The sequence below is a fragment of the Rhizobium sp. CIAT894 genome (assembly GCF_000172795.2).
Classification (GTDB): Bacteria; Pseudomonadota; Alphaproteobacteria; order Rhizobiales; family Rhizobiaceae; genus Rhizobium.
In genome coordinates this window covers 83,781-108,491 of the sequence record NZ_CP020952.1, presented here as the reverse complement: position 1 = coordinate 108,491, position 24,711 = coordinate 83,781, and the positions used below count along the sequence as shown (strand labels likewise).

Below are 24,711 nucleotides of genomic sequence, written 5' to 3'. Positions count from 1 at the left end.
CGGGTTTTAACTTAACAGATCCCGGATGACTTCCAGAGGATGGGGGATCGTCCTGCGGTCTATTTCCTTGACCTGCGACCGGCAGGAATAGCCGGTCGCCATGACGACGGTCCCGTCCTCGCCGGCGGCGATCTGTTCTGCCCAGTTCATCGCATAGAGCTTTTCTGAGATTTCCCGGTTGCGGGCTTCGTGGCCGAACGTTCCCGCCATACCGCAACAGCCCGCATCAGCCACCTGCAGCTCGATGCCGAGGGTGCGGAAGACCGCTTTCCACTGCGCAACAGCCGAGGGCATGTTGGTGCGTTCGGTACAGTGCGGCAGAAGCCGGACCGTCGCGCCGACCTGCCGCCGGATCGCCTCCGCCAGGTTCTTGCCGTTTGCGGCGAGCCATTCCTGCGGCAGCAGCACGGATGCGTGGGATGGCCCTTTCGGCAGGGTCTTGTACTCGCTGCGATAGGCAAGCGTCATGGACGGGTCCAGCCCGACCAGCGGCACGCCGGTTTTCGCCAGACGATCCAGCGAGCGTGAGGTCGCGACGGCCGCCTTTTCGAAGCGGTCGAGATAACCGTGGACATGCAGCGCTTTTCCGTTGGTGAGCGGCGGCGCGATGAACGGCGCAAGGCCGAGCTTGCGGGCGACCTCGACGGCGGCGGCGACCACTTTGGGATCGAAATGCGCAGTGAAGGCATCGGGAATGAAGACGACGGCGCGGGCGCGCTCCTCGGCAGACATCGCCATGATCTGCTCCGCGTCGGCGACGGGGATACCGAGGCCGGCCAGCAATGCCGGCGGCATCTTCGGCAGCGCTGTCAGGCCGACAAGCTTCATCGCCGAGCGGCCGGCAGCCGTTCCGGCAAGCAGATTGTAGAGGGGCCGAATCCGCGCCATCAGCGGCAGCGTCGCCTCGATGCCGGCGACCAGCGGATCTTTCAGCGGCCTGAGGTAGCGGCCGTAATAGAGGTTCAGGAACTTCGACCGGAACGCGGGAACGCTGACCTTGACAGGACATTGGCCGGCGCAGGCCTTGCAGGCAAGGCACGTATCCATGGCCGCCCGCACTTCATGGGAGAAGTCGGAGCGGTTGGCCGGGTTCAGCGAGTTGAATGCGCGCCTGGCAAGCCCGATCGCCTTGTTCGAATTGCGGAGCCGAACCGCTTCCTCACGGGGATCGACACCCTGCTCGACGAGGAGCCGCAGCCATTCCCGCATCAGGGCGGCGCGCCCCTTCGGCGAGTAGACCCGGTTGCGGGTCGCCTTGTAGGACGGGCACATTGGGCTGGTCTCGTCGAAATCGAAACAGGCGCCGTTGCCGTTGCAATAGGCCGCATTGTCGAAGGCCGCGCGGATCTCGTTGCCGATGATGCGGTCGACGCTTCCCCGCAAAGGAACCTCGTCGATCTTCATCAGCGCGCCGTCGTCCGGTGTGGCGATCTTGCCCGGATTGAGGCGGTTCTCCGGATCGAACGCCTTCTTGATCTGCTGGAGGCTGGGATAGAGATCGCCGAAGAATTCCGGCACATATTCCGACCGCACACCCTTGCCGTGCTCGCCCCAGAGAACGCCGCCATGCTTGCGGGTAAGCGCCACCACCGCATCGGTGATTTCCCGGATGAGCGGCACATGGTCGTCGCGCGTCAGGTCGAGGGCCGGTCTCACATGAAGCACGCCCGCATCGACGTGGCCGAACATGCCGTAAGAGACGCCCGCGGCGTCGAGGAGAGCGCGGAATTCGCTTATATAGGCGGCAAGATTATCGGGAGGAACGGCGGTGTCCTCGACGAAGGCCACCGGCCGCACCGGGCCTTCGACATTTCCGAGAAGACCGACGGCGCGCTTGCGCATCGTCCATATCGCTTCGACCTCAGCACTTTCCCGGGCGATCGTAAGGCCGGTATTGCGAACGACATCGGCGCCAGCAAGCGCCGATGTCACCGCCACAAGCCTCTGCTCGAGTTCGACCGGGTCGTCGGCCAGCACCTCGGCAATATTGATGCCGTTGGCCGGGCCGCGCTGGTCATCTGGGAAAAACCGGGCGATGCCGTTCCACACGATGTCGCCCTTGGCAAGGCCGAGCACCCTCTCGTCGATCGTCTCCACCGACGCGACGTTCAGCGCGGTCAGCGCCCTTGCGTCTTCGAGGGCCGTGTTGAAGTCGTCGTAGCGGATATTGACCAGCGCCGAATATTTCGGAATCGGCAGAAGATTGAGCTCGATCTCGGCGATCATCGCCAGCGTGCCTTCCGAGCCGCACATGATCGCGTTGAGATCGAAGCGTCCGTCGTCGCGGCGGATATGCGCGAGATCGTAACCCGTCATGTAGCGGTTGAGGCGCGGAAAGATTTCCTCGATGCGCGCACGCTCGTCACGCGCGATCCTGTCGACCGTCCGATGGATCTCCCCGACGCGATCGCCGCGAGACTTGATCTTGGCAAGAGACACGTCGTCGAGGGCGCGCGACCACCAGTCCGTCGCATCGGTCAGGACGATCCGGAGGCCGAGCACATGGTTGCTCGTCTTGCCGTAGAGGCAGGAGCCCTGGCCGCAGGCATCGGTCGAGACCATGCCGCCGATCGTCGCCCGGTTGGAGGTCGAAAGCTCCGGCGCGAAGAACAGGCCATGGTCCTTGAGGGCGCGATTGAGCTGGTCCTTGACGACGCCGGCTTCGACGCGGGCGATCCGCCGCACCGGATCGATCTCCAGGATCCGGTTCATATGCCGTGAGCAGTCGACGACGAGGCCGTCCGTCAGCGACTGACCATTGGTGCCGGTGCCGCCGCCGCGCGCGACGACGCGCAGGCCGCGGAACGCGTCTTCGGAGAGGACCCGCATCACGGTCTGCATATCGTCGATATCTCTGGGAAAGAGAATCCCTGCCGGCTCCATCTGGTAGATCGAGTTGTCCGTCGAAAGAACGGTACGCGAGGCGGCGCTGGTTTCGATGTCGCCGGCAAAGCCCGCCTCCGGCAGCCGCTCGAAGAAGCCGGCTCCGGGAAGGAGTAAAGATTCTTTGGTCTTGATACGAGGGATCATTTTTTATCGCTGCCGAAATCGCCCAAGCCTTGCAAAACTTGGCATATAAGTGATAACATACAAATGTGTTGACGCAACTGAATTAGAGGTGAGACGTGAAGGATCAAACAGCAGTAATCGTCGGCGGGGCCTCCGGCCTCGGATTGACCGCAGCCAAGCTTATGGTCTCTCGCGGAGCCAGCAAGATCGGCCTGATCGACCGCAATGCGGAACTGCTGGCTTCGTCTGCGGAAACGCTTCGCTCGCTCGGTGCCGATGTGGCGACATCGGTCGCCGACATTGCCCGGGCGGAGACGGCGCACAAGGGTTTCAATGAGATCGTCGCGAAGCTCGGCCGGGTCCATGCGCTCGTCAACAGCGCGGCCATCTATCCCCGCCGGCCGATTCTCGAGATTACCGACGAGGAATGGGATCTCGAGAACGCCATTAACGTCAAGGGAACCTACCACATGATGGTGGCGGCGGTTCTCCATATGCGCCAGCACGTCAATGCTCCTGAAGTCACCGGACGAATCGTCAATGTGACGTCTGTCGACGCCTTCAAGGCCCATCCCCAGAACGCCCATTATGCCGCGACCAAGGCCGCGGTCGTCAGCCTCACCAAATCTTTCGCGGCAGAATGCGCGAAAGACCAGATCCTCGTCAACTCCGTCGCGCCCGCGGGCTTTGCCACCGACCGCGCCAAGGAACTCGGTTTCCTGCCCGAGCTTGCCAAGGCAAGCGCTCTCGGACGGGCGGCAGAACCGGTCGAAATGGCGGAATGGATCGTCATGATGGCCTCCAGCCGCAACACTTACGCGACTGGCGAAAACGTCGTCATCAGCGGGGGCTATATCTATGTTTGACACTTATCGCGTCGCGGTGGTGACCGGCGCCACCAGCGGTATCGGCAAGGCGACGGTGCTGGAGCTCAGGCGGCGGGGGCTGACGGTCTATGCCGTCGGCCGCAGCGAGGCGCCGCTTCAGGAACTCGCCGCCACCGATGGTGTGATTCCGATCAAGGCCGATGTGCGCGATACGGATACGATCGTCAGGGCGCTTGCAGGCATCGAGGTCGACATCCTCGTCAACAATGCCGGCATCCTGTCGACGCGCGCGCTGTTCCATGAGATCGATCCGGCCGAGATCGATGCAATGATCGACGTCAATTTGAAAGCGCCGATGCATCTGACCCGCGCATTGCTGCCGGGCATGGTGGAACGCAAACGCGGCCATCTTCTCTATGTCGGTTCGAGCGGCGGCCAGGCGCCCTACCCGAACATGGGCGCCTACGGCCCTTCGAAGGCCGGCCTCAGCCTGTTCTGCGACAATCTTCGATGCGACCTGCTCGGAAGCTCGGTCAGGGTCACCGAAGTCGTTCCGGGCCGGGTTCAGACCGATCTCTACCGGACGGCGATGGCCGGAAACCAGGCGCGCGCGCTGCTCTATGACGGCTACCGTCCGATCCAGCCCGAGAACATCGCCTCGATCGTCATCAACGCCATCGAGCTTCCCGTCTTCGTCGACGTCGCTCGCATCGAAGTCTTCCCGACCGACCAGGCGACCGGCGGCGGGACCATGGTGAAGTTTCAAGACGAGGCAAATGAACCCCGTGCGTGAGTGCACCAAGCTGAGGAACCTCGCCGGGATCTACCCCGTGTCGACAACAGGTTCAGGCCCGGACGTCGAGCAGGCCCATCATGCCGAGATCCTCATGTTCGAGGATATGGCAATGATACATGCGTTGCCCCGGCATATCCTGGCGGATGAGGAAGCGTACCGTCTGGCCGGAGACGACGTTGACGGTGTCCTTCCAGGACCGGTAGGGTGCTTTTGCAATCTTGCCGTCCCTCTCGTATTCGAGAATCTGGAACTGCGTCCCATGCACATGGAACGGATGGTCCATGCCCGCCTCGTTGACGATTTCCCAACGCTCGACGTCGCCGGTTTTCATCACCTCGTCGATACGATTCATGTCGAAGCTGGCGCCGTTGATCTGGAACGCCATGCTCATGCCGCTCATCGATTCGGTCAGCACGAAGCGGCGGGTTTTGAGCGGCGTCGGCAGCGGCGCGATCTCGCGCAACTTCGCCGGCAGTGCCGGCATGGCAGATGCCGCACTGTCGGAGACATTGACCGTGAGCAAGGTCATGCCGGCCTCCTCGGGCTTTCCCGGCCCCATCCAGCCGCGGTCATAGTCGAGCGTGGTGAGTTTGGCCGGTCCCGGCTGATCGAAGGCGACGACGAGTTCGATCCGCTCGGCGGGCGCAAGCAGGAACTCGTCGCGTAAGACCGGCGCCTCGAGCAGGCCGCCATCGGTGCCGATCATCACCATCGAGGCATTCTCGAAGTTCAGGCGCAAGAAACGTGCATTGGTTGCGTTGAACAGCCGCAGGCGACGCTTCTCGCCCTTGGCCACGGGCAGCACCGGGTTCTTCTGTCCGTTGACCAGCAGATGGTCGCCGACGCGGCCGTTCATATGGTCCATCATGCCGTTTTCCGGGATCGAGCCATCGGCAGCAAGGCGGAGATCGGTCAACATCAGGATCGTATCCCCGTATTCGGCGGGGATCGGGTCGTTCTTAGGCTTGACCAGGAAGATACCGGCAAGGCCGCGATAGACCTGCTCGGCGGTATGCCCATGCGGATGCGGATGGAACCAGTAGGGCGCGGCACTACCCTGCGGCAGATCGAAAGCATATCGCTGCGACGCCCCTGCGGCCACGGGAACCATGGGGTTGCCGTCCTGATCGGCCGGCACCGGCATGCCATGCCAGTGAACGGTTGTCGGCTGGTCGGGAATGCCGTTCCGGAAGTCGATCTCGATCCGGTCGCCTTCACGGGCCTCGATGACCGGATTGCCGCCATTATAGAGAAGGACCGGCGTGTCGAGCCCCTCGGCAAAGCGGAGGGTTGCCGGTTCGGCGGCAAGACTGGTGCGGAACAGGCTGGCCTTGCCCGACTGGTTGGCCAGCCGCGGCAATTCGCGCAGCGGCTGCCCTTCGGGGAGCGCAGGCATGCCTTCCGCCCTCGGACTGCCGGCGTCGCCCATGTCCATGCCGCCCATGTCCATGCCGCCCATGTTCATGCCGGCCATGTCCATGTTTCCGGCGCTGTTGCTCTTCTCGATCGCGACGAGAGCCGTCACGGAACTTGTGACTGCAAGGCCCGCAATGCCGGTTAGAAAGGTGCGTCTATGCATCGAGTGATTTCCTTTTTGATCGCGCAGCAACGATCGGCCGGCGGGGCCGTTCACAGTTGCCTTGCTTTCCGTGGGGTGATTGCCGAAGCGTAATCCGACGGTGCGGTCAGCTTGCTGAGGGATAGCCGGCCTGTGCAAGCGCCTGACGGACATCCGCTGGATTGGCGCTGGTCTCGACCTTGATCATGCGTGTCACAGGATCGGCATCGACCTTGGCGTCGGCATCGACCGATTGGATCACCTTCGAGACGGACCGCGCGCAGCCGCCGCAGGTCATGTTTTCGATTTTGAATTCCATAAGAAATCTCCTTTGTTTGGTCTCATGGCGCTCAAGGTGAGGCTTCCAACCATGGGAAGGTCAAGGGGGCTTGAAACGGAAAATTTTGCTATTGACCTTCCCATGGTTGGAAGCTCCATCTTTCGCTCGAATGTAAGTTTCGAAATAGAAAGGAGGCGGCTGTGAATGCTCCGCTTCGAAAAACAGATCCATCCACGTTCATATCGCTTTCCATTGAGGGCATGACCTGCGCCTCCTGCGTGGGCACCGTCGAGCGCGCCCTGAGGGCTGTGCCCGGCGTCGACGCCGTATCGGTCAACATCGCTACCGAGAAGGCGAGCATCAGCACCCATGCACCCCTTGACCGCAACGTGTTGGTGAAGGCCGTCGAGGACGTGGGCTATTCGGTCGGCGCTGCTCCCTCTGTCGCCGTCGAACTAACAGTCGAAGGCATGACCTGCGCATCCTGTGTCGGCGATGTCGAACGCGCGCTGAAGGCCGTTCCCGGTGTCAGTGAAGCCACCGTCAATCTTGCCGCCGAACGGGCGACGATCAAGGGATCGGCCGATGCTGCCACCCTGATTGCCGCCATCCAGGGCGTCGGCTACGAGGCCAAGCCGATCGACGCGGACCGGACGGACGAAGATGCAGCCCGTGCCGAGAAAAAGGATGCGGAGCGGCGCGAGCTTACCCGCGATTTCATCATCGCCGCCGTGCTCACGCTGCCGGTCTTCATCACCGAGATGGGCTCGCACCTGATCCCTGCCATCCATGGGCTGATCCAGGCCACGATCGGCATGCAGTGGAGCTGGTATCTCCAGTTCGCGCTGACCTCGATCGTCCTCTTCGGCCCCGGCATGCGCTTTTTCGAGAAGGGGCTGCCGGCGATGTGGCGGCGGGCTCCTGACATGAACAGCCTCGTCGCCATTGGTTCTCTCGCCGCCTATCTCTATTCGCTCGTCGCCACCTTCGCACCTTCGTTGCTGCCGCCCGGCACGATCAACGTCTATTATGAGGCGGCCGCAGTCATCATCACGCTGATCCTGCTCGGCCGCCTGCTCGAGGCCCGCGCCAAGGGGCGCACCTCCGAGGCCATCAAGCGCCTGGCCGGGCTTCAGGTGCGCAGCGCTCGGGTGTTGCGCGACGGCACGATCGTCGAACTGCCGATCGGCTCGGTCCTTGCCGGCGATATCGTCGAGGTTCGTCCCGGTGAACGCGTTTCCGTCGATGGCGAGGTGGTCGAGGGCGCGAGTTACGTCGATGAATCGATGATCACCGGCGAGCCGGTTCCGGTCGCCAAGGCCGCGGGCAGCGCCGTGGTCGGCGGCACCGTCAACCAGAAGGGCGCCTTCTCGTTCCGGGCCACCGCGGTGGGCGGCGACACGGTTCTGTCGCAGATCATCCGCATGGTCGAAGAGGCGCAGGCCTCCAAGATGCCGATCCAGGCCATCGTCGACAAGGTGACCATGTGGTTCGTGCCCGTTGTCATCCTCGTCGCCGCGCTGACCTTCGCGATCTGGTATGTGTTCGGCCCCTCGCCGCAACTGACCTATGCCCTGATCAACGCCGTGGCGGTGCTGGTCATCGCCTGCCCCTGCGCCATGGGGTTGGCGACACCGACCTCTATCATGGTCGGCACCGGCCGAGGTGCGGAACTGGGCGTCCTGTTCCGCAAGGGCGAGGCGCTGCAATTGCTCAGGGACGCCGATATCGTCGCGCTCGACAAGACCGGCACGCTGACCGAAGGCAAGCCCATGCTGACCGATCTCGAACCGGCGGAGGGCTTCGACCGCGCACAGATCCTGGGTCTGATTGCCGCCGTCGAGGCCAGATCCGAACATCCGATCGCACGGGCGATCGTCGGTGCCGCCGCGGCCGAAGGGATCGCGCCGCCCGTCGTGTCGGATTTTCAATCGGTGACGGGCTTCGGGGTGAAGGCCAGAGTCGAAGGCAAGCGCATCGAGGTCGGCGCCGACCGCTACATGGCCGAACTTGGTCTTGATGTGGCCGGTTTCGCGGCTGTCGCCGAACGCCTCGGTGATGAGGGCAAGTCGCCTCTCTATACCGCGATCGACGGCAAGCTGGCAGCAGTCGTTGCGGTGGCCGATCCGATCAAGGACACCACGCCTGCAGCGATCAAGGCCTTGCACGGGCTTGGCCTCAAGGTCGCGATGATCACCGGCGACAATGCCCGCACCGCCCGCGCCGTCGCAGCCCGGCTCGGCATCGACGAGATTGTCGCCGAAGTATTGCCGGACGGCAAGGTCGACGCCGTCCGCCGCCTCAAGAGACAATATGGCAGACTTGCCTTTGTCGGTGACGGCATCAATGATGCCCCAGCGCTCGCGGAAGCGGATGTCGGGCTTGCCATCGGCACCGGCACGGATGTCGCCATCGAAGCGGCCGACGTGGTGCTGATGTCTGGCAGTCTGCAGGGCGTGCCGAACGCGATCGCGCTGTCCAAGGCGACGATCGGCAACATCAGGCAGAACCTGTTCTGGGCCTTTGCCTACAATACCGCCCTGATCCCGGTCGCCGCCGGCATCCTGTATCCGGCTTTCGGCATCCTGCTCTCGCCGGTCTTGGCCGCAGGCGCCATGGCGCTGTCGAGCGTCTTCGTGCTCGGCAATGCGCTGAGGCTTCGCAGGTTCAAGGCCACCCACTGACACGATCAGGCAGAGCCGGTCCTTCCGGGATCGGCCTCCCCATATAAGGAAAGACCAATGAATATCGGACAAGCCGCCAAAGCATCGGGCGTTTCGGCCAAGATGATCCGCTACTATGAACAGACCGGCCTGATTTCGGCCGCCGATCGCAAGGCTTCGGGATATCGCGACTATTCGGAAGACGATGTACATATGCTGCGTTTCATCCGCAGCGCGCGCGATGTCGGCTTCCAGGTGGCCGAAATCCAAAAGCTTCTGGACCTCTGGACGAACCGGGAGCGTCAAAGCACCGATGTCAAGAAGATCGCGCTTGATCATATCGCCCTGCTTCGGCTCAAGATCCAGGAATTGCAACAGATGGCTCAGACCCTAGAGACCCTGGTGTCCAAATGTGCGGGGGATCAGCGGCCGAGCTGCCCCATTCTTGAGGGCTTGGAGAACCGTGGCGCGGCCGAGCCCATCGCCAGCCGAAAACGGAATTCGAGAATTCTGCTGCCTCACAAGGCGAAGCACACAACAAAAGGCTAAACTTCGGCGGCCGCCAGCAGTTCCTTGCACGCTGGAGCCACGCTATGAGAAGCCGTGATTTACTTGTCCTGTTCCACGGAGCAGCTTACTGCGCAACGCGGGCGGCGTATGCATCGATATTCGGAGCATGCCCTGTCGGCGAAGGTCGAGTGTAGCCGCACATCCCTTCGAACGGTGCAATGTAAGCCGCACCTATGGGCGTTTCCAAAGTCACACTTTTTGCTTGGAGAATTGGTCGAACTCTCGGTAAGACGCCCTTTTTGAAAGAGGGCAACATGCGAAAATTATTATTGATTCTCTTCAGCTCAGTCATCGTCGCGGGAACAGCGCACGCTCAAGCGAGAGTCCAGGCCACCCACAGCAACCATTTGATCGAGAGCTATCGCGCCTATATCGGCAAGGCTGATCTTTACAATTCAAATGGGGCCAGACTTACCCAGCCGTGGCAGATCATCCGACAAGACAGGGCGAATTTCCATCAGTACCATGTGCGCGATCCTGGCGATCAATCGGACTCGTTCTTTGCCGATGCGGCAAATCGCCAAGCTCTGGAACAAATGCTTCGGAACGGAACGATGACGCGCGAGGCCGCCAATATGATCATACATGGCAATGTATGGGTTGAAGTTGACATCTACGGTGATCAGGGAACCGGTCGATGGATCGACGTTACCGTATCTGATTGATATTTCCTGCAGCGTGTAGCCGCGTCGACGCATGGCCGTATTTTGCAGCAGCCTGCTGCAAAATACGGATCGTTGCCTTGAGGCCTTGAGGCCTGGTATCGAGGCTGCGCTTGCTGATTAGAATGCCGTGCGTCCTTTTGAACGCACAAAGGACGCCTTAACACTTTCAATCCCCGCATCTGGCTCGACAAGAGCCAAAAGTTCGGCATCGAGGGCCACGGTTTCATACGCGTCGATCTTGGTTGCCCGCGGGCAACCGTCGGCGAACCCATCTGGCGTATCACCTGCTGGATGCGGCGGCGGCTGTAAGCGAGATAAGCAACCGAACTCTTTCACGCCGTTGCGATGTTGTGTGTATCGCCCGACTGCGACGAACCAACCGATCCGAAACGGATGGTGGGTCTGTTCATGGACGGTTTGCGCTATCGCGCCAGCCGGGAACCTGGCGGTCAACCCGGACAGCCGCGGGCCGAAGCGATCCCCCGCGTCCTACGGTTCGCGTATTGCGTTATCGAGGCCGCGCAGCAACGGATACAGGAAATAGGAGATCACCGTGCGGTTGCCGACCTTGATTTCCGTGGACACGGTCATGCCGGGAAGCAGCCGCACCGGCACATCCGATGCATTCAGCCGGGTATCGGCAAGCAGGATCCGCGCCTTGAAGAAAGGGGCGGCCGGCTGGTTGGGGGTGGCGGTCTGCTCCTGCTGGCCGGTGAGGAACGTATCCTCGCTGATGGTTCTCACCTTGCCCGTCGCGGTGCCATATTTCTGGAAGGGGTAGGCATCGAGCTTGACACGCGCTTCCTTGCCGACGGCCACCCGGCCGATATCGCGCGTATTGATCGAGACTTCCGCCTCCAGCGGCACGTTGATGGGCACCAGCGTGACCACTGGCTCCGCCTCGCGCACCACCGAGCCGACCGAGCGTTGCGCCAGATCGAGCACGACGGCATCGGCAGGTGCGGTCAGCGCCACCATGTTGCGGCGCAGCTCCATCTTTTTCAGCTCCTCGTCGGCCATGTCGCGCTGGCCGCGCAGCTCAACCAGCTGCTCCATCGCCGCCCGGCGGAAATCCTCGATGAAGGCTTGGCGGTCGGCTTGCAGCTTCGCATAGGCGTGGGCGGCCTCGTCGGCTCGGCCGCGGACGGCGGTCAGGTCGGACTCGACGTCGAGGCGGGCGTCGCGGGAACCGAGCAGCGTGATCAGCGAGCCGCTCTGTCTGTCATAAAGCCGCTCCCGCGCTGCCTCGATCCGCGAGAGCCCATCGCGCCTGTCGTTGAGCACCGCCTCCTGGTTCTTGCTCGCCGCAAGAGCGGCAGACTGGCCGGCGATCTGCTGCTCGAAATTCTGCAGTTGCGCCGTGTAGAACGCCCGCCGCTGGGTGAAGAGCTGCGCCTGCAGCAACTGGTCGGGCGTATCTCCCGCCATCTTCGTATAGTCGGCGCCGGCAAGCTCGGCCTCGATGCGCTTCACCTGGGCGTCGAGGGCAGAAAATTTCGCCTGCTGCTGGTCGACATCGGCCTGGCTGAAGGTGGCGTCGAGGGTGGCCAGCGTCTGGCCGGCATGCACTACCTCGCCGGCCTTCACCTCGATCGTGCGGATGATCGAGGTTTCGAGCGGCTGGACGACGATGGTGGGCTGGGTGGTGACGAGCTTGCCGGGCGCAATCACCACTTCGTCGATCGACGAGACCGAGGCCCAGGTGATCGCCGCGGCAAGCAGCGCCGTCACGCAATAGAGCGTCATGCGGGCAACGCGCGGCGGAGCGCGTTCTTCCAGCTCGACGGCGTCGGACTGGAATTCCGCGATCGCCGGCGGCAGCGGCGGGCGGGCGGCAAGTTCTCTGCCCTTGTCCGGGCGCTTGTCGGATGGCCCCTTGTCCGAGGGGACTGGCAGGTTCTCACCGGATTTTCTGACATGCGCGTTCATGCGACCTGCCTCATTTGCTGGGCCCAGAGGTGGCGGTAGGTCATGCAGCGCGACACGAGCTGATCGTGCCGGCCGATATCGGCGACCTTGCCGCGATCGACGACGAGAATGGCGTCGGCATCGACAAGCGTCGAAAGCCGGTGCGAGACGATGACGACGGTACGGCCGGCGGCGATGCGGCTCAGATTGTCGCGGATGATCGCCTCGCTGTCAGGGTCGAGCGCGCTCGTCGCCTCGTCGAAGATCAACAGCTTCGGATCGGTGATCAGCGCCCGGGCAATTGCCAGTCGCTGCTTCTGGCCGCCGGAAAGGTTGGCGGCATTTTCCTCCAGCATGGTGTCGAAGCCGCGCGGCAGCCGCTCGATGAACTCCTCGGCGCCGGCGATCCGGGCGACTTCCATGATCTCCTCGATGCTGGCATCAGGTTTTGCGGCAGCGATATTGTCGCGAACCGAGCCGCGAAACAGGAAATTGTCCTGCAGCACGACGCCGATGCTGGTTCTCAGATGCACGAGGTCGATCTCGCGGCTGTCATAGCCATCCATGCGCACCAGCCCTTCCTGGCTCTGGTAGAGTCCCTGGATGAGCCGGGTGATCGTCGTCTTGCCCGAGCCGCTCTTGCCGACCACGCCGAAGACGCAGCCTGCCGGAATGGCGAAGGAGACGTTGTCGAGTGCCGGGGCGCTATCCGGGCCGTAGCGGAAAGTGACCCTGTCGAACTCGATGCGTCCGTGCAGATGCGGCCTGACACCACGGCCGCGGCCTGCCTGTTCCGGCCGCTGGTTCATGATCTCGCCGAGCATGCGCACCGAGAGCGCCACTTCCTGATATTCGTGCACCATCGTGACGATCTGCACCAGCGGTCCGGAGACGCGGCCGGCGAGCATGTTGAAGGCAACAAGCGCGCCGATCGTCATCGCGCCGCTGAACACGTCGAGCGCGCCGAGGCCGATGATCGCAACGCTCATCAGCTTCTCCAGCAGCCCCGTCATCGACTGGGCGATCGTCGAGATCTTCTCGACCCGGAAGCGCACGGAGATCGACTGCGCCGAATAATCGTCCCATACCTTGCGCTGGCGCGGCTCCAGCGCCAGCGATTTGACCGTGCGCATGCCGTGCACGGTTTCCACCAGCAGCGCCTGCCGGTCGCCTTCGGCCTGGTAGAGCGCCTGGAGGCGGCGCTGGAACGGCCCGACGAGCAGCATCACGACGAGCCCGACGAGAGCTGCAAAACCGAGCACCACGAGCGTCAGCTTCAGGCTGTAAAGAAGCAGGATCGGCACGAAGACCAGCAGTGAGACGCCGTCCAGCAGCGTCAGGAAGAGCCGGCCGGTCAGGAATTCGCGGATGCGCCCCGTCTGCTGCATGTGCTTGACGAGAACCCCGGCGGAGGCATGCTCGAAGAGCGCGATCGGCAGGTTGAGCAGATGGCCGAAAGTGCGTGTCGCGACCCGGATGTCGATCCTGTTGGTCGCGTAGAGCAGCAGATAGCGGCGCAGGAAAGTGAATGTCGCGTCGAAAACGAGCGCGATCGCGATGCCCACCGTCAGAACCGTCAGCGTCGCATAGCTCTGGTGGACGAGCACCTTGTCGATGACCAGCTGAAAGAAGATCGGCGTCGTCAGCCCGAGGCCGTAGAGAACGAAGGCGGCGAGGGCCACATCCCGGAAGAAGCTTCGCTGCTTGATGATCTCAGGCACGAACCACCGGAAGCCGAACGGCCGGTCCTCGTCCGACATGCGATAGTTGCGCTTGAGGAGAACCACCGATCCCGGCCAGGCCTTGGAGAATTGCTCCTCGCTGAGGAGCATGACTTCGGGGCGCGTGGCCAGCGGGTCGAGAATGCGGATCCTCTCTTCCTCCCCGCTCCCCTGCATTCCGGCGATGACGACCCAGTTGCCGTTGGCGAGTTCGCCCAGCACGGGGAATGCTTCGCCCAACTGGGACAGGGACCGCCAATCCAGGTTGAGGTGCCTGGCCCGCAGGCCGGCATCCTTGGCCATCCGCAGCAATCGCCGCACGGCGACGGGATCGTTGCCGACCGCGTAATCGTGCTGCAATCGCTCAGGCGAAAGATCGACGCCGTGATGACGCGCGACGAACGCAAGACAGTGCAGGTTGGTATGCAGAAAACCACTCATGGCCCACCCGAAACGATACGAGACCGAGGCTTGGATTCACAGAGTTGGAGCGTTCCTTGTGCGTCCGAATGGACGCACAACGCTCCACACCCTGTTTATCAGTTGAAGTTCGGCGAGGCGTTCGAAGCGCCCGCCTGCGCCGACTGGATATCGGTTGCGGCTGCGGCCGACATGTCGCCGATGCGGCGAACCGCACCCGCCTCGACCAACCCCCCAAGCGCCTTCTGCATGAGATCGACCGCATTGGCGAAAGCATCGACGGGCATGATGATACGCTGGCGGAAGATCGGCTTCGGATTGTTGTTGGCGTCACGATCGGTGGCCGAAAGCGACATCAGGTCGATGCGCACGATCGTTCCGGTAACGGTGATTTCACTGATACCGTCTGCATAAAGTTCGTCGCTCATTGTTCTCTCCTCCGGTTGATAATCAAACGTCTTCACATCAGGGTGTCTTACGTCCGTGAGGACGCCCTTGAATGGACAGGGATATGTCCGTGCTGCCATGCCGGAAACGGATCGCGAAGGCCGACGGCGCTCTGCGGATCGAAACCCGTCTCCTCCCCGGTCAGGCAATCGTCGAGCGCAAAGCGGATCGCTTTCTCGTCGAAGCCGGAACCGATGAAGACGAGCTCCTGGCGGCGGTCGCCCCAGATATTGTCCCAATGCCGGTCAATGAGCTGGCGGAACTGCGGAAAGTGCGGCCATTGCACCCGCGGCACCGAGGCCCACCAGTACCCCCTGGTCTCGATGCGGCACTGGGTGCCGGCAATCGACAGAAGGCCGATCTCATCCGGCCGCGTCGCCAGCCAGAAATGACCTTTAGCGCGAATGAGGCCTGCCCATTTCCGGTCGAGGAAATCCCTGAGCCTCAGGGGATCGAAGGGCCGGCGGTTGCGATAGACGAAGCTAGTTATGCCGTATTCCTCGGTCTCCGGCACATGATCGCCCCAGCCGAAGAGTTCCTTGTGCCAGAGCGGATGGCGGGCGGCCTTCGCCTCGCTGAAGAGGCCGGTATCCAGGATCGCCCCAAGCGGCACCTGGCCGAAGACCGCCTCGACGACCTGGGCACTCGGATTGAGCGCTGCGACGACCCGGCGAACCTCGGCGAGGTCGGCGCAAGGCACGTCTCCCGCCTTGTTGATGATGATGACATCGGAAAATTCGATCTGCTCGACGAGCAGCTCCACGAGCTTGCGCTCATCGTCGCCGTCCCGCCTTTCGCCGCGATCGGCGAGAAACTCGGCGCTCTGGTAATCGGCGAGAAGATTGACCGCATCGACGACGCAAACCATCGTATCGAGACGCGCCACGTCGCAGAGGGCGGCCCCGCGCTCGTCGCGGAACGAAAAGGTGGCTGCAACAGGCAGCGGTTCGGCAATGCCGGTGCCCTCGATCAGCAGATAGTCGAAGCGGCCGGCGGCTGCCAGGCGACGCACTTCGCTCAGGAGATCGTCGCGCAGGGTGCAGCAGATGCACCCGTTGGTGAGCTCTACCAGCGTCTCGTCGGTGCGCGAGAGGCCCGCTTCCCCTTCGCGCACGAGATCCGCATCGATGTTGACCTCGCTCATATCGTTGACGATGACGGCAACCCGGCGGCCCTCCCGATTGCTCAGCACATGATTGAGCACAGTCGTCTTGCCGGCGCCGAGAAACCCGGCGAGAACCGTAACCGGCAATCTGTTGTCTGCACGCATCATCAAGACTCCTACTCTTTACAGCATGCCTAGCCTTAGATCCTCGCGCCCTTTACGCCGCGAGCTGCGGTTTGAACGTCACATCCACATAGTAGTTCGTGCTGTTATAGCTGGCTGTCGGGAACAGCCCGCCGGCTCCGTAGGCATAGACGCCGTTGCTGCCGCCGGGCGCCTTGAGATCGCCGTTCGCCACGTCGCTGGCAAAATAATTGCCGGTCGCCGAATAGTTGCCGTTGCTCGAGTAAGAAACGACGTAGGTCGTATCTGCCTGGATCGCGATCTGCTGGGTGAGTTGCGCAGTCTGCCAGCCGCTGGCCGTTTCGTTGTTGAAGGTGACGCTGCCGATGAGCGTGCCCGAGGCGGTCCAGAGATAGCCGTTATGCGGGCCGGTATTGTCGGCCCCCTTGTAGAAGCGAATGCCCGTGATCCAGCCTGACGTATCGGCCTGGAATTTCATGCCGAGATTGACTTGCTGGTTGTCGTTGACGGAGACGATGGCAGGCGTCGCATCGGCGGCAAAGAGGTTCTGCTCCGGCCCTCCTGTCTGGCCGCCGTTGATGGTGAGCGCAACCTGCGCCGAGGCCGTGCCGCCCTTGCCATCCGATATCGCGTAGCTGAAGCTCGCCGATCCCGAATAGCCTGCCGTCGGCGTGAAGGTCACCGTCTGGGCCTGGGCATCGTAGGTGGCCGAGCCGTTGACCGCGCCGCTGACGCCGGTGATGACAAGCGGATCGCCATCGGCATCGGTGTCGTTTGAAAGCAGCGCCGAGGCCTGGATGGTGAGCGGCGTGCCGGTATTGGTCGAGAAGCCGCTGTCATTGGCGGCGACCGGAACCGCATTCTGCGCGCCGCCCTGCTGATAGATCACGTCGACCCAGTAATTGCTCGCATTGTAGGAAGTGGTCGGGAACAGGCTGCCCGAGCTATAGGCATAAAGGCCGTTGCCGCCGCTCGTCGTACTCGATGGCGCCGTCAGCGCACCGTTGGTATGATCCGTCGTGAAGTAGTTCGCCGTTGCCGAGTAGAAGCCGTTCGAATGGTAGCTCGCCACATAGGTGGCGCCGGCGGTCACATTGATCGGCTGGGTAAAGGAAACCGTCTGCCAGCCGCTCGCCGTCTCGTTGATGAAGGTCGCCTGGGCCAGAAGCTGGCCGCTGGCCGTCCACAGCGAGCCGACATGCGTGCCGCTATCCCCGGCGCTCCTGTAATAGGTGAGCCCGGTAATCTGGCCGCTGGCGGAAGCGATGAACTTGACGCCGAGTTCGACCGAGTTCGCGTCATTGGCAGCCGTAACCCCCGACGTGTCGGCGCCGGTAAACAGACTCGACGTCGTGCCTCCGCCGGGCGGCGTGCTGACAGTGAGGCTGACCGTGGCCGAGGCCGTTCCGCCGTATCCGTCCGAGATCGAATAGGAGAAGCTTGCCGCACCCGTATAACCCGCCGTCGGGGTGAAAGTGACCGACTTGGTCTGGCTGTTGAAGGTCACCGTTCCGTTGACCGCACCATTGACGCTGGTGATGCTGAGCGCATCGCCATCACCATCGGCGTCGTTTGCCAGCAGGCTGGCCGCGGCAATCGACAGCGCCGTGCTGGAATAGGTCGTGTAGCCATTGTCGTTGGCGGCGACCGGCACCGCATTGCTCGTCTGGTTGTAGACGACATCCACCCAATAGTTCGAGGACTGATAGCTGGTGGTCGGGAAACCGGAGCCATCGGCAAAGACGCCGTTGCTACCGGCAAGCGCTGTCAGCGAGCCGTTGGTATGGGCTGACGTGAAATAGCCTGCCGTCGCAACGTAACTGCCCGTCGTGTGATAGGAGGCGACATAGGTCGTGCCGGCGAGGATATGCACCGGGTTCGAGAACGTCGCGGTCTGCCAGCCGCTCAGCGATCCGCTGCCGGCAAAGGTGACGGTCGCAACCAGCGTGCCGTCGGCCGTCCACAGCGATCCGGTGTGGACGGCGGTATCGCCTGATGCCTTGTAGAAGCGGATGCCGGTGACCATGCCGCTCGACGAAGCGGAGAACCGCATGCCAAGTTCCAGCGACTGGCCTTCGTTGAAGCTTGCGCCCGTCGGCCCCTCGCTCGATTTGAACAGCGTTTCCCCCGCGGGGCCCGGGTCCACCGTCAGGCTGACATTGCCTTGATCCGTGCCGCCGCGCCCGTCCGACAGCGTATAGGTGAAGCTTGCCGGCCCCGAATAATTGTTGGTCGGCGTGAAGACGATGGTGCCGTTCTGCTTGTTGAGCGTCACCGTGCCGTTGACGGCATTCCCGACGGCCGAAATCGTCATCGCATCGCCATTGGCGTCCGTATCGTTGCCGATGAGCGAGGCGATCGAGATGACGACGCTGTCGTTGCGGGTCAGCGCCAGCCCAGTATCGTCGGTCGCGACCGGCGCGCTGTTGGCGCCGGCATCGAAGACCACGTCGACCCAGTAATTGGTGCCGGTGCCGAGATTTTGGCCGGGGAAGATGCCGGCATTGTCGCCATAGGCGTAGACGCTGCCGCCATCGACCGCCTTCAGCTGGCCGCTGGCATAGGTGCCGCTGAAATAGTTCTCGGTGGCCGAGTAGAAGCCGTTGGTGTGGTAGGAGGCCACATAGGTCGTGCCGGCGGCAATCTGGATCGGGCTGGAGAACATCACCGTCTGCCAGCCGGAGAGCGACTCGCCGACGGACACGCCTGTTGCCAGCAGCGTTCCGTTGGCGCTCCAGAGGCTGACGACATGGTCGCCGATATTGTAGAAGCCCTTGTAGAAGCGAATGCCCTCCACGGAGCCTGCCGTCGTTGCCTGGAAGCGCAGTCCGAGCTCGACGGAATCGCGATCGATCGCCACTTCGGTTGCTGGCTTTTCCGCAAGCGTCCACAGGCCCTGCGTGCCCGGCAGGGTGACCGTGACCTGCTTGCCGGCCGATGGCGCTTCCATATTGACGCTGTCGTCGACGGCGCGCGACATGATCGTGTAGGTTCCGCTCGCCTGGACGACCCAGCTATAGCTCCAGCTCTCGCGGCCTGACGCCTTGAACCAATGCTGGCCGCCATCGGTCGAGACTTCCACACCGGCAATGATGCCGCCGCCGAAATCCTGCGCCGTGCCGGTGATCGTCACGTGTTGGCCTTCGAGGAAGCTTGCGCCGACGACGGGTGAGCTGATCGAAGAGGTTGGCTTCAGCGTATCGGTCGATTGTGTCGCAAGGATCAGGCTCGCATCGAGCGTCGTCGGCTGGATGCCCATATCGGCGAACATGTTGACCATCGCCTGCTGGACGTTGCGATCGGTCGACGTGGCCGGGCCCTGGTGGTTGTCACTCAGTCCCCAGGACCAGAAGACGGTGCCGGCGCCGAAGACCAGTGCGCCGCTTGCCGCCCGATACATGGTCAGGCTGTGGGTCGCCACCGCATCGCCGACCGTCGCGCCGTAGTCGCGCAGATATGTGCTCACCGAGACCGAAGAGAGCGACAGGTTGATCAGTCCAGCCGGACGGAATCCGTTCTCGACATCGGAATCCCATTCGTAGCCGAGCAGGTTCTGCACGAGATTATAGGTTTCGCCTTCATTCAACTCCGACACGTCGGTATTGCGCCAGAAGCGCAGGTTCGAATAGTCGTAGGGGATGGAGATCGTATCCTGGCGGTAGCTGTCCACCTGGAACATCGTGCCCGTCAGCGCATTTTCCGGCTGTTGCCCCGGATCGGCATAACGCGGGTCGCGCCAGGTGCCGGTGCCGACAGTGCTCGGATCGGTGCTCGTGCCCCAGGTTTCCTTGTAGCAGACCATGGTGCGGTAGGCCTGGCCGCTGCCGTCGATACTGCTTTCCCAGCGGACCTTCCAATAGCACTCATTGCCGCTCCAGAAGGCGAGGTTCACTCCGGCATCGCGCGCCGCCTCGACATTGGCGCGCTGCTCGGCAGACCAGTATTCGTCATGGCCGACCGAGAGATAGGCATCGTGATTGAGCAGCAGCGTGCCGTTGCGCGCCGCATCGACACCCGAGATATAGGACACGTCGTAGCCGTTTTGCTCCAGCCAGGAGATGGCCGAGGATTCGACACCGAAGATATAATCGTGCGAACCGCCGATCGGGCTCGTATTGGTGATGATCGGTCTGTTGTAGCTGACGGCCGAGGCGCGGCCGATGGCCTGCAGGCCGCAGCTGCAGTTCGGCGGCAGGTAGCCGATCATGTTGGCGGGATCGACGGGTACTTCGCCGTAATAGAGGCTGGCGCCGCCCCAGGCATTATAGGCCTGCCAGGTCGTGTCCGACGTCTGGAAGACGATATTGCTGGTCGAGGCGTCGTCGCGCACGACGAAGGGGATGATGCTGGCATCCTCGGTGCCATCCTCGCGCACCAGCTTGGCGAAATAAACGCCGGAGACCGCGTCCGTTGGAATCTGCCAGCTCGCCGAGACCGACCAGTTGCCGCAATCGATAAGACCGAGCGACATGTCGACGATCGGATGCGGCTGGATCTGCGCCGTGGTCAGCTGCTGCTCGATCGAGTCGACCTTGCGCGCGCCGAGCCCGCCATAATAACCCATACGGTAGATATCGATGCGGTAGTGGGTGGAGTCTGTAGCGATCTTGAAATCCACCGTCTGGCCGATATTCGTGCTGATTTCGGTGGCAAAGCCTTGGATGGTGCCGCCGCCGTCGCCCTCCAGCCCCCACTCGCTGATCGGGTTGCCCTGCTTCAGGTTTTCGAGTGCGATCTTGTTGGGCGTCGGCGCAGCCGCCGCCACCGGTGCGGCGAGTGCCGTTACGGCTGCAGTCGTCTCAGCAGAAGCGTCCAGGCTGGGCTCCACCGAGAGGGATGCTACCGAGGCCTGAAGGCCCAATGAAGTCGCGGCGATACTGCTGGAAGAGATGACCGGCGCCGCCGTCTTGGTGCTGCCGTTATCGGCATCGCCGGTAACACCCGTAAGCGCGGGAGCGGCAGGCAGCGTCGCAGCCTCCTCGACCGGATCCGGGCCAAGCACCGTGCGCTGCGATGTCGAGGAAGGCGTCTGGAAAACCGTCGTAGCCGCCGCTGTCTTCGTCGAATTGTCCTGTACACCGCTATCACCTCCAGGCGCCGGCATCGCCGTCGACGATGCAGGAGACGGCTGCGTGTCACCTGATGACATCAGGGAGGATGTGACCGTACCGGTAAAGGAGGATTGGACAGTTACGCTGCCCTGATTGGCAAAGCTTGGAGAGCCATCGCTGCTCGTCGAAGACACGACCGTTGCTGATCCAAGAACCGCGCTCCATGCAGCGGGTGCACGACAGATACTCAACGCTCCACCAAATGTACTCAGATACTCACGATTACCGACATGAATTCTCCGCATCAGCGGCGTCCCCTTCCGCATCGGCCAGCCCCTCGGCAGCCATGGCAAGACGTCCATACTGGCACCTTTGCCAAGAGAATGTACGACAGCAATCTGGGGTAGGAGGGAGGTGCTCCCTACGCCGATATGATGACCCTCGACGCACGCCAGCCGACAAAGTCGCAAAGCTGGCTGCGGTGGCAGCTAGAGCGCGTTCGCTAACCTCACGAAGGTCCGGTTGGCGCGAGTGCGGCGGGCCGTGATGTCGACCCGTTTCGGGCATCTGACCCTTCCCTCAATTTAGCGAACTCTTGCCTGAGCAGAGTCACGACGATTCTTACTTTGGGTAGATCGACCAGGCGCTTGTGACAGATGACTGCGAGTGGTGGGCTGGAGGCAGGCGGGGCCTCGAGATTGAGTTCCACGAGTTCGCCCGGTCGCTCAAGCCGATGGGGGGTCTTCAGGAGAACCATCGCACCAACGCCGGCCTGGCAGGCCGCGACTTGCACGCTATAGTCGTCGGACGTGAAGACAGGGCGGAATTCCGGAATCTTGGCCGCGAGTTCTGGATTGGGGCTCAACATCTCATATTCGTCCGCCCACGCAATCCAGTTGACGTCTTTAAAGTCATAGTTCTTCGGAAGGCTTCGAGCATAATCTCTGCTTGCATATACACCCGCCGGAATCTTTACCTCATCGAGTGTGATCAGATCGGGATCGTCGAAGGAATTTTTCCTAAGCCTAAGCGCGATATCCACCTCGCCACGCGATAGGTTCAGACGTTCCATGCTGGACATAACTTTAAGGGTAATCTCTGGGTGCTCCTTCCTAAGCTTATCCGCGAACGGCGCGAGTAAATCGAATGCAAATGAGGGCGCCGCGGTGATGCTCACGGACCCGCTCGCTGGCGAGCTCTTCGTGTCGAGCGAACGATTGGCTTCTGTCGCCCATTGCGCCATCCCCTGCGCGGCGGGAAGCAGCCTCCTTCCAGTGTTTGTCAGGGAGATTCCCTGGTTTCCCCGGATGAAGAGCGCCTCACCAAGCTCGTACTCCAGATCCGCAATCTTCCGACTCAAAGTGGGCTGGCTTACCCTGAGACGTCGTGCAGCCGCGCTCATGCTTCCGGAATCGCAAATAGCCAGAAAGATCCTGACGTCGTCCCATTGTAGTTCCATTTCATTCCCCGCTGGTCACGCGTAGTCATCCATTTATGGATGGCAGTAAGGATATTATGGAATTGTTATTCTTTTTTGTCGATGCCAAAAACCCCTGCATACATATCGCAACCCTTCAAGGGTTCGGTCCCGCCGGTTTCGGCGAGGAACTTTCAAATGCAGGAGACGAATATGGGTAAATTGGAAGGAAAGATCGCTGTCATCACTGGCGGCAGTGATGGAATGGGGCTCGCGACCGCCAAGCTGTTCGCACGCGAAGGCGCCAGGGTCGTCATCACTGGGCGTGATCAGGAAAGGCTCGATGTTGCGGCGCAGACCATCGGAAATGGCGCCGACGCGATCCGCTGCGACATTTCCAAGATGGCTGACATCCAGGCGCTTCGCGAATTTGTCGAGAGACGGTACGGCCGTATCGATACCATCTTCGCGAATGCCGGCGCGGCGCGGCCGAACATGTTTGAATACATGTCGGAGGAAGAATTCGACTTCACGATCGCCTGTACGTTCAAGGGAACCTACTTCACGATCCAGAAGCTCCTGCCGCTCATGACTTCCGGCGGCTCGATCGTCCTCAACACCACGACCCTGACCACCAAGGGCATGCCCTATGTCAGCGTCTATTCGGCGGGCAAAGCTGCCATTCGCTCGTTGGCGCGCTCGCTCACGGTGGAACTCATCGACAAGGGCATACGGGTGAACGCCATGGCGCCCGGCTACATCGATACCGACCAGGCGCGCAAATCGGGTGTGAGCGAGGACATGATCGAGCAGACCAAGACCCAAGTGCATGCCCAAATTCCCATGCACCGCAGCGGCACCGTCGACGAGATCGCGAAAGCCGTCCTGTTCCTGGCCTCCGATGACTCGTCCTATCTGACAGGCAGCGAACTCTGCGTCGACGGCGGCTGGAACCAGGTCTGACAGTTCGTGCGACCTCCAAGCATAGCAAACTCATCCGCTCCATTCGAGGCGGATGAGTTTGCGGAATGGATTTGACCATCGCTCATTGGAATAGGCGGGTGATCCCATGTCTGAAGATTCTCTACTAAAACCTCGCGGGAAGACTACTCTTTGGGTTCTGCGTGGCCTCATTGGCTTTGTTTTCATTGCTACCGGTACGATGAAACTGCCAGCAACGCCGATGATGATTGAAGATTTCAACCATCTGGGCCTGGGCCTCTGGTTCATGTATGTCACCGGGGCTTTGGAGGTTGTCGGCGGGGCGGGTGTGCTGGTGCCGCGTTTCTCTCCGTGGGCCGCCCTACTGCTGCTGGCGCCGATCGATATCGCAGCCTTCGTACTGCAGTTGACGGTCTTTCATCACGACTGGATTCATCCAATCGTCTTCGGCCTGATCCTTTTCGGGATCATATATCTTCAAAAGAGCGCTCTCCGCTTGAAGGTGACCTGATCGGACCAGCCGATCCATGACTCTCGATGACTCGTCCTATCTGACAGGCAGCGAACTCTGTGCGTCGGCGATGTGAAGATCACCAAGATCGCCCCGGAAGGCGAGGGCTGCGCGCCTTGGGAATGATCACCGCCAGCGGCCGGCCGCGCCCTGCGATGGCCAACAAAACCAGCACGTCAACCCACAAACACGGAGATCAGACCATGGCAAAACACGTCGTCGCGTCCGCCGAGCGCACAATTGACGCCCCCGCGGACGACGTCTACCGATACCTCGCAGACATGCACCTTCACGCTCGGTTCCTGCCGCCCCCCTTCTACGACTTCCAAATTGAAAAAGGCGGCGTGGGGGCGGGCAGCGTCGTCAGCTTCAAAATCAAATCCGCTGGCGGCGTCCGGGAGCTCCGGATGGAGGTCACTGAGCCGGAGCCCGGTCGAACCCTGGTCCAGACTGACGCCGGCAGCTCCGGTCTCGTCAGGAAATATACGGTGACGCCCCACGGCGAGCAGGCGCTGGTGAAGATCACCTCCAGGTTTGACGGCGAGACGGGCATCGCCGGCTTCGTCGAGAGCATCGTTGCGCCGCGCAGGTTGCATCGCATCTACGTCAAGGAACTTTCCCGCCTCAACGCCTATGCCCGTGAGCAGTGCGACGACTTGACCTGACTAGCGCATGAT

18 protein-coding genes are annotated in these 24,711 nt (G+C 62.1%); 8 read left to right on the top strand and 10 right to left on the bottom strand.

From position 1 onward, the window contains the following. Positions 1-6: 6 nt before the first annotated feature. Entirely contained in the window at positions 7-3,030 is a 3,024-nt protein-coding gene (locus tag RHEC894_RS29390; RefSeq protein WP_085740216.1) for an FAD-binding and (Fe-S)-binding domain-containing protein, read from the bottom strand. Between the two features lie 95 nt (positions 3,031-3,125). On the opposite strand from RHEC894_RS29390, the gene RHEC894_RS29385 reads away from it, so the two are divergent. Next, positions 3,126-3,875: an SDR family oxidoreductase gene (locus tag RHEC894_RS29385; protein ID WP_085740215.1), complete on the top strand. Its 750-nt coding sequence runs from the start codon at positions 3,126-3,128 to the stop codon at positions 3,873-3,875. Further along, complete coding sequence (locus RHEC894_RS29380; RefSeq protein WP_085740214.1) at positions 3,868-4,629, top strand: SDR family oxidoreductase; 762 nt, start codon at positions 3,868-3,870, stop codon at positions 4,627-4,629. The genes RHEC894_RS29385 and RHEC894_RS29380 overlap by 8 nt, the downstream gene beginning before the upstream one ends. Positions 4,630-4,681: 52 nt before the next feature. Here RHEC894_RS29380 and RHEC894_RS29375 read toward each other — a convergent pair whose 3' ends face one another. Beyond that, the gene (locus RHEC894_RS29375; protein ID WP_085740213.1) at positions 4,682-6,211 is read right to left on the bottom strand and encodes a multicopper oxidase family protein; all 1,530 of its coding nucleotides are present in this window, start codon (positions 6,209-6,211) and stop codon (positions 4,682-4,684) included. A 106-nt stretch (positions 6,212-6,317) separates the two neighbouring features. Then, a complete protein-coding gene (locus tag RHEC894_RS29370; RefSeq protein WP_085740212.1) occupies positions 6,318-6,509 on the bottom strand; it encodes a heavy-metal-associated domain-containing protein in 192 nt (63 codons plus the stop codon). A 161-nt stretch (positions 6,510-6,670) separates the two neighbouring features. Here RHEC894_RS29370 and RHEC894_RS29365 point away from each other — a divergent pair, with 161 nt between their 5' ends. The 3 genes from RHEC894_RS29365 to RHEC894_RS29355 all read left to right on the top strand — a co-directional run bounded on the left by RHEC894_RS29365 (position 6,671) and on the right by RHEC894_RS29355 (position 10,368). Further along, on the top strand, positions 6,671-9,154 hold the full coding sequence (locus RHEC894_RS29365) for a heavy metal translocating P-type ATPase (protein WP_085740211.1): 2,484 nt from the start codon (positions 6,671-6,673) through the stop codon (positions 9,152-9,154). 57 nt (positions 9,155-9,211) lie between these two features. After that, entirely contained in the window at positions 9,212-9,682 is a 471-nt protein-coding gene (cueR, locus tag RHEC894_RS29360) for a Cu(I)-responsive transcriptional regulator (protein WP_085740210.1), read from the top strand. Positions 9,683-9,957: 275 nt separating this feature from the next. After that, complete coding sequence (locus RHEC894_RS29355; protein WP_085740629.1) at positions 9,958-10,368, top strand: hypothetical protein; 411 nt, start codon at positions 9,958-9,960, stop codon at positions 10,366-10,368. Between the two features lie 117 nt (positions 10,369-10,485). Here the strand turns inward: RHEC894_RS29355 and RHEC894_RS32780 are convergent, their stop codons facing one another. The 7 genes from RHEC894_RS32780 to RHEC894_RS29325 form a co-directional block, all read right to left on the bottom strand. Continuing rightward, positions 10,486-10,821, bottom strand: coding sequence for a hypothetical protein (locus RHEC894_RS32780; protein WP_125461006.1), 336 nt, complete (start codon positions 10,819-10,821; stop codon positions 10,486-10,488). A gap of 36 nt (positions 10,822-10,857) precedes the next feature. After that, on the bottom strand, positions 10,858-12,297 hold the full coding sequence (locus tag RHEC894_RS29350; RefSeq protein WP_085740209.1) for an HlyD family type I secretion periplasmic adaptor subunit: 1,440 nt from the start codon (positions 12,295-12,297) through the stop codon (positions 10,858-10,860). Next, entirely contained in the window at positions 12,294-14,438 is a 2,145-nt protein-coding gene (locus RHEC894_RS29345) for a peptidase domain-containing ABC transporter (RefSeq protein WP_085740208.1), read from the bottom strand. Before RHEC894_RS29345 ends, RHEC894_RS29350 begins: the two co-directional genes overlap by 4 nt. Positions 14,439-14,536: 98 nt before the next feature. Continuing rightward, the gene (locus RHEC894_RS29340; protein WP_085740207.1) at positions 14,537-14,845 is read right to left on the bottom strand and encodes a hypothetical protein; all 309 of its coding nucleotides are present in this window, start codon (positions 14,843-14,845) and stop codon (positions 14,537-14,539) included. A 47-nt stretch (positions 14,846-14,892) separates the two neighbouring features. Further along, complete coding sequence (locus RHEC894_RS29335) at positions 14,893-16,137, bottom strand: GTP-binding protein (RefSeq protein WP_085740206.1); 1,245 nt, start codon at positions 16,135-16,137, stop codon at positions 14,893-14,895. A gap of 49 nt (positions 16,138-16,186) precedes the next feature. Next, the gene (locus RHEC894_RS29330) at positions 16,187-21,526 is read right to left on the bottom strand and encodes a DUF4082 domain-containing protein (protein ID WP_085740205.1); all 5,340 of its coding nucleotides are present in this window, start codon (positions 21,524-21,526) and stop codon (positions 16,187-16,189) included. A gap of 146 nt (positions 21,527-21,672) precedes the next feature. Further along, complete coding sequence (locus tag RHEC894_RS29325) at positions 21,673-22,623, bottom strand: LysR family transcriptional regulator (RefSeq protein WP_085740204.1); 951 nt, start codon at positions 22,621-22,623, stop codon at positions 21,673-21,675. A gap of 171 nt (positions 22,624-22,794) precedes the next feature. On the opposite strand from RHEC894_RS29325, the gene RHEC894_RS29320 reads away from it, so the two are divergent. From RHEC894_RS29320 to RHEC894_RS29310, 3 genes are all read left to right on the top strand, one after another. Next, complete coding sequence (locus tag RHEC894_RS29320; protein WP_085740628.1) at positions 22,795-23,544, top strand: SDR family oxidoreductase; 750 nt, start codon at positions 22,795-22,797, stop codon at positions 23,542-23,544. Between the two features lie 106 nt (positions 23,545-23,650). Next, positions 23,651-24,034: a DoxX family protein gene (locus RHEC894_RS29315; protein WP_085740203.1), complete on the top strand. Its 384-nt coding sequence runs from the start codon at positions 23,651-23,653 to the stop codon at positions 24,032-24,034. A 203-nt stretch (positions 24,035-24,237) separates the two neighbouring features. After that, on the top strand, positions 24,238-24,699 hold the full coding sequence (locus RHEC894_RS29310) for an SRPBCC family protein (protein ID WP_245339592.1): 462 nt from the start codon (positions 24,238-24,240) through the stop codon (positions 24,697-24,699). Positions 24,700-24,711: the final 12 nt, after the last annotated feature.

Coding starts and splice junctions, on each gene's coding strand:
- RHEC894_RS29390 (WP_085740216.1), bottom strand. CDS start 3,030: ATGATCCCTCGTATCAAGACCAAAGAATCTTTACTCCTTCCCGGAGCC.
- RHEC894_RS29380 (WP_085740214.1), top strand. CDS start 3,868: ATGTTTGACACTTATCGCGTCGCGGTGGTGACCGGCGCCACCAGCGGT.
- RHEC894_RS29375 (WP_085740213.1), bottom strand. CDS start 6,211: ATGCATAGACGCACCTTTCTAACCGGCATTGCGGGCCTTGCAGTCACA.
- RHEC894_RS29370 (WP_085740212.1), bottom strand. CDS start 6,509: ATGGAATTCAAAATCGAAAACATGACCTGCGGCGGCTGCGCGCGGTCC.
- cueR (WP_085740210.1), top strand. CDS start 9,212: ATGAATATCGGACAAGCCGCCAAAGCATCGGGCGTTTCGGCCAAGATG.
- RHEC894_RS29355 (WP_085740629.1), top strand. CDS start 9,958: ATGCGAAAATTATTATTGATTCTCTTCAGCTCAGTCATCGTCGCGGGA.
- RHEC894_RS29350 (WP_085740209.1), bottom strand. CDS start 12,297: ATGAACGCGCATGTCAGAAAATCCGGTGAGAACCTGCCAGTCCCCTCG.
- RHEC894_RS29345 (WP_085740208.1), bottom strand. CDS start 14,438: ATGAGTGGTTTTCTGCATACCAACCTGCACTGTCTTGCGTTCGTCGCG.
- RHEC894_RS29340 (WP_085740207.1), bottom strand. CDS start 14,845: ATGAGCGACGAACTTTATGCAGACGGTATCAGTGAAATCACCGTTACC.
- RHEC894_RS29335 (WP_085740206.1), bottom strand. CDS start 16,137: ATGATGCGTGCAGACAACAGATTGCCGGTTACGGTTCTCGCCGGGTTT.
- RHEC894_RS29330 (WP_085740205.1), bottom strand. CDS start 21,526: ATGGACGTCTTGCCATGGCTGCCGAGGGGCTGGCCGATGCGGAAGGGG.
- RHEC894_RS29325 (WP_085740204.1), bottom strand. CDS start 22,623: ATGGAACTACAATGGGACGACGTCAGGATCTTTCTGGCTATTTGCGAT.
- RHEC894_RS29320 (WP_085740628.1), top strand. CDS start 22,795: ATGGGTAAATTGGAAGGAAAGATCGCTGTCATCACTGGCGGCAGTGAT.
- RHEC894_RS29315 (WP_085740203.1), top strand. CDS start 23,651: ATGTCTGAAGATTCTCTACTAAAACCTCGCGGGAAGACTACTCTTTGG.
- RHEC894_RS29310 (WP_245339592.1), top strand. CDS start 24,238: ATGGCAAAACACGTCGTCGCGTCCGCCGAGCGCACAATTGACGCCCCC.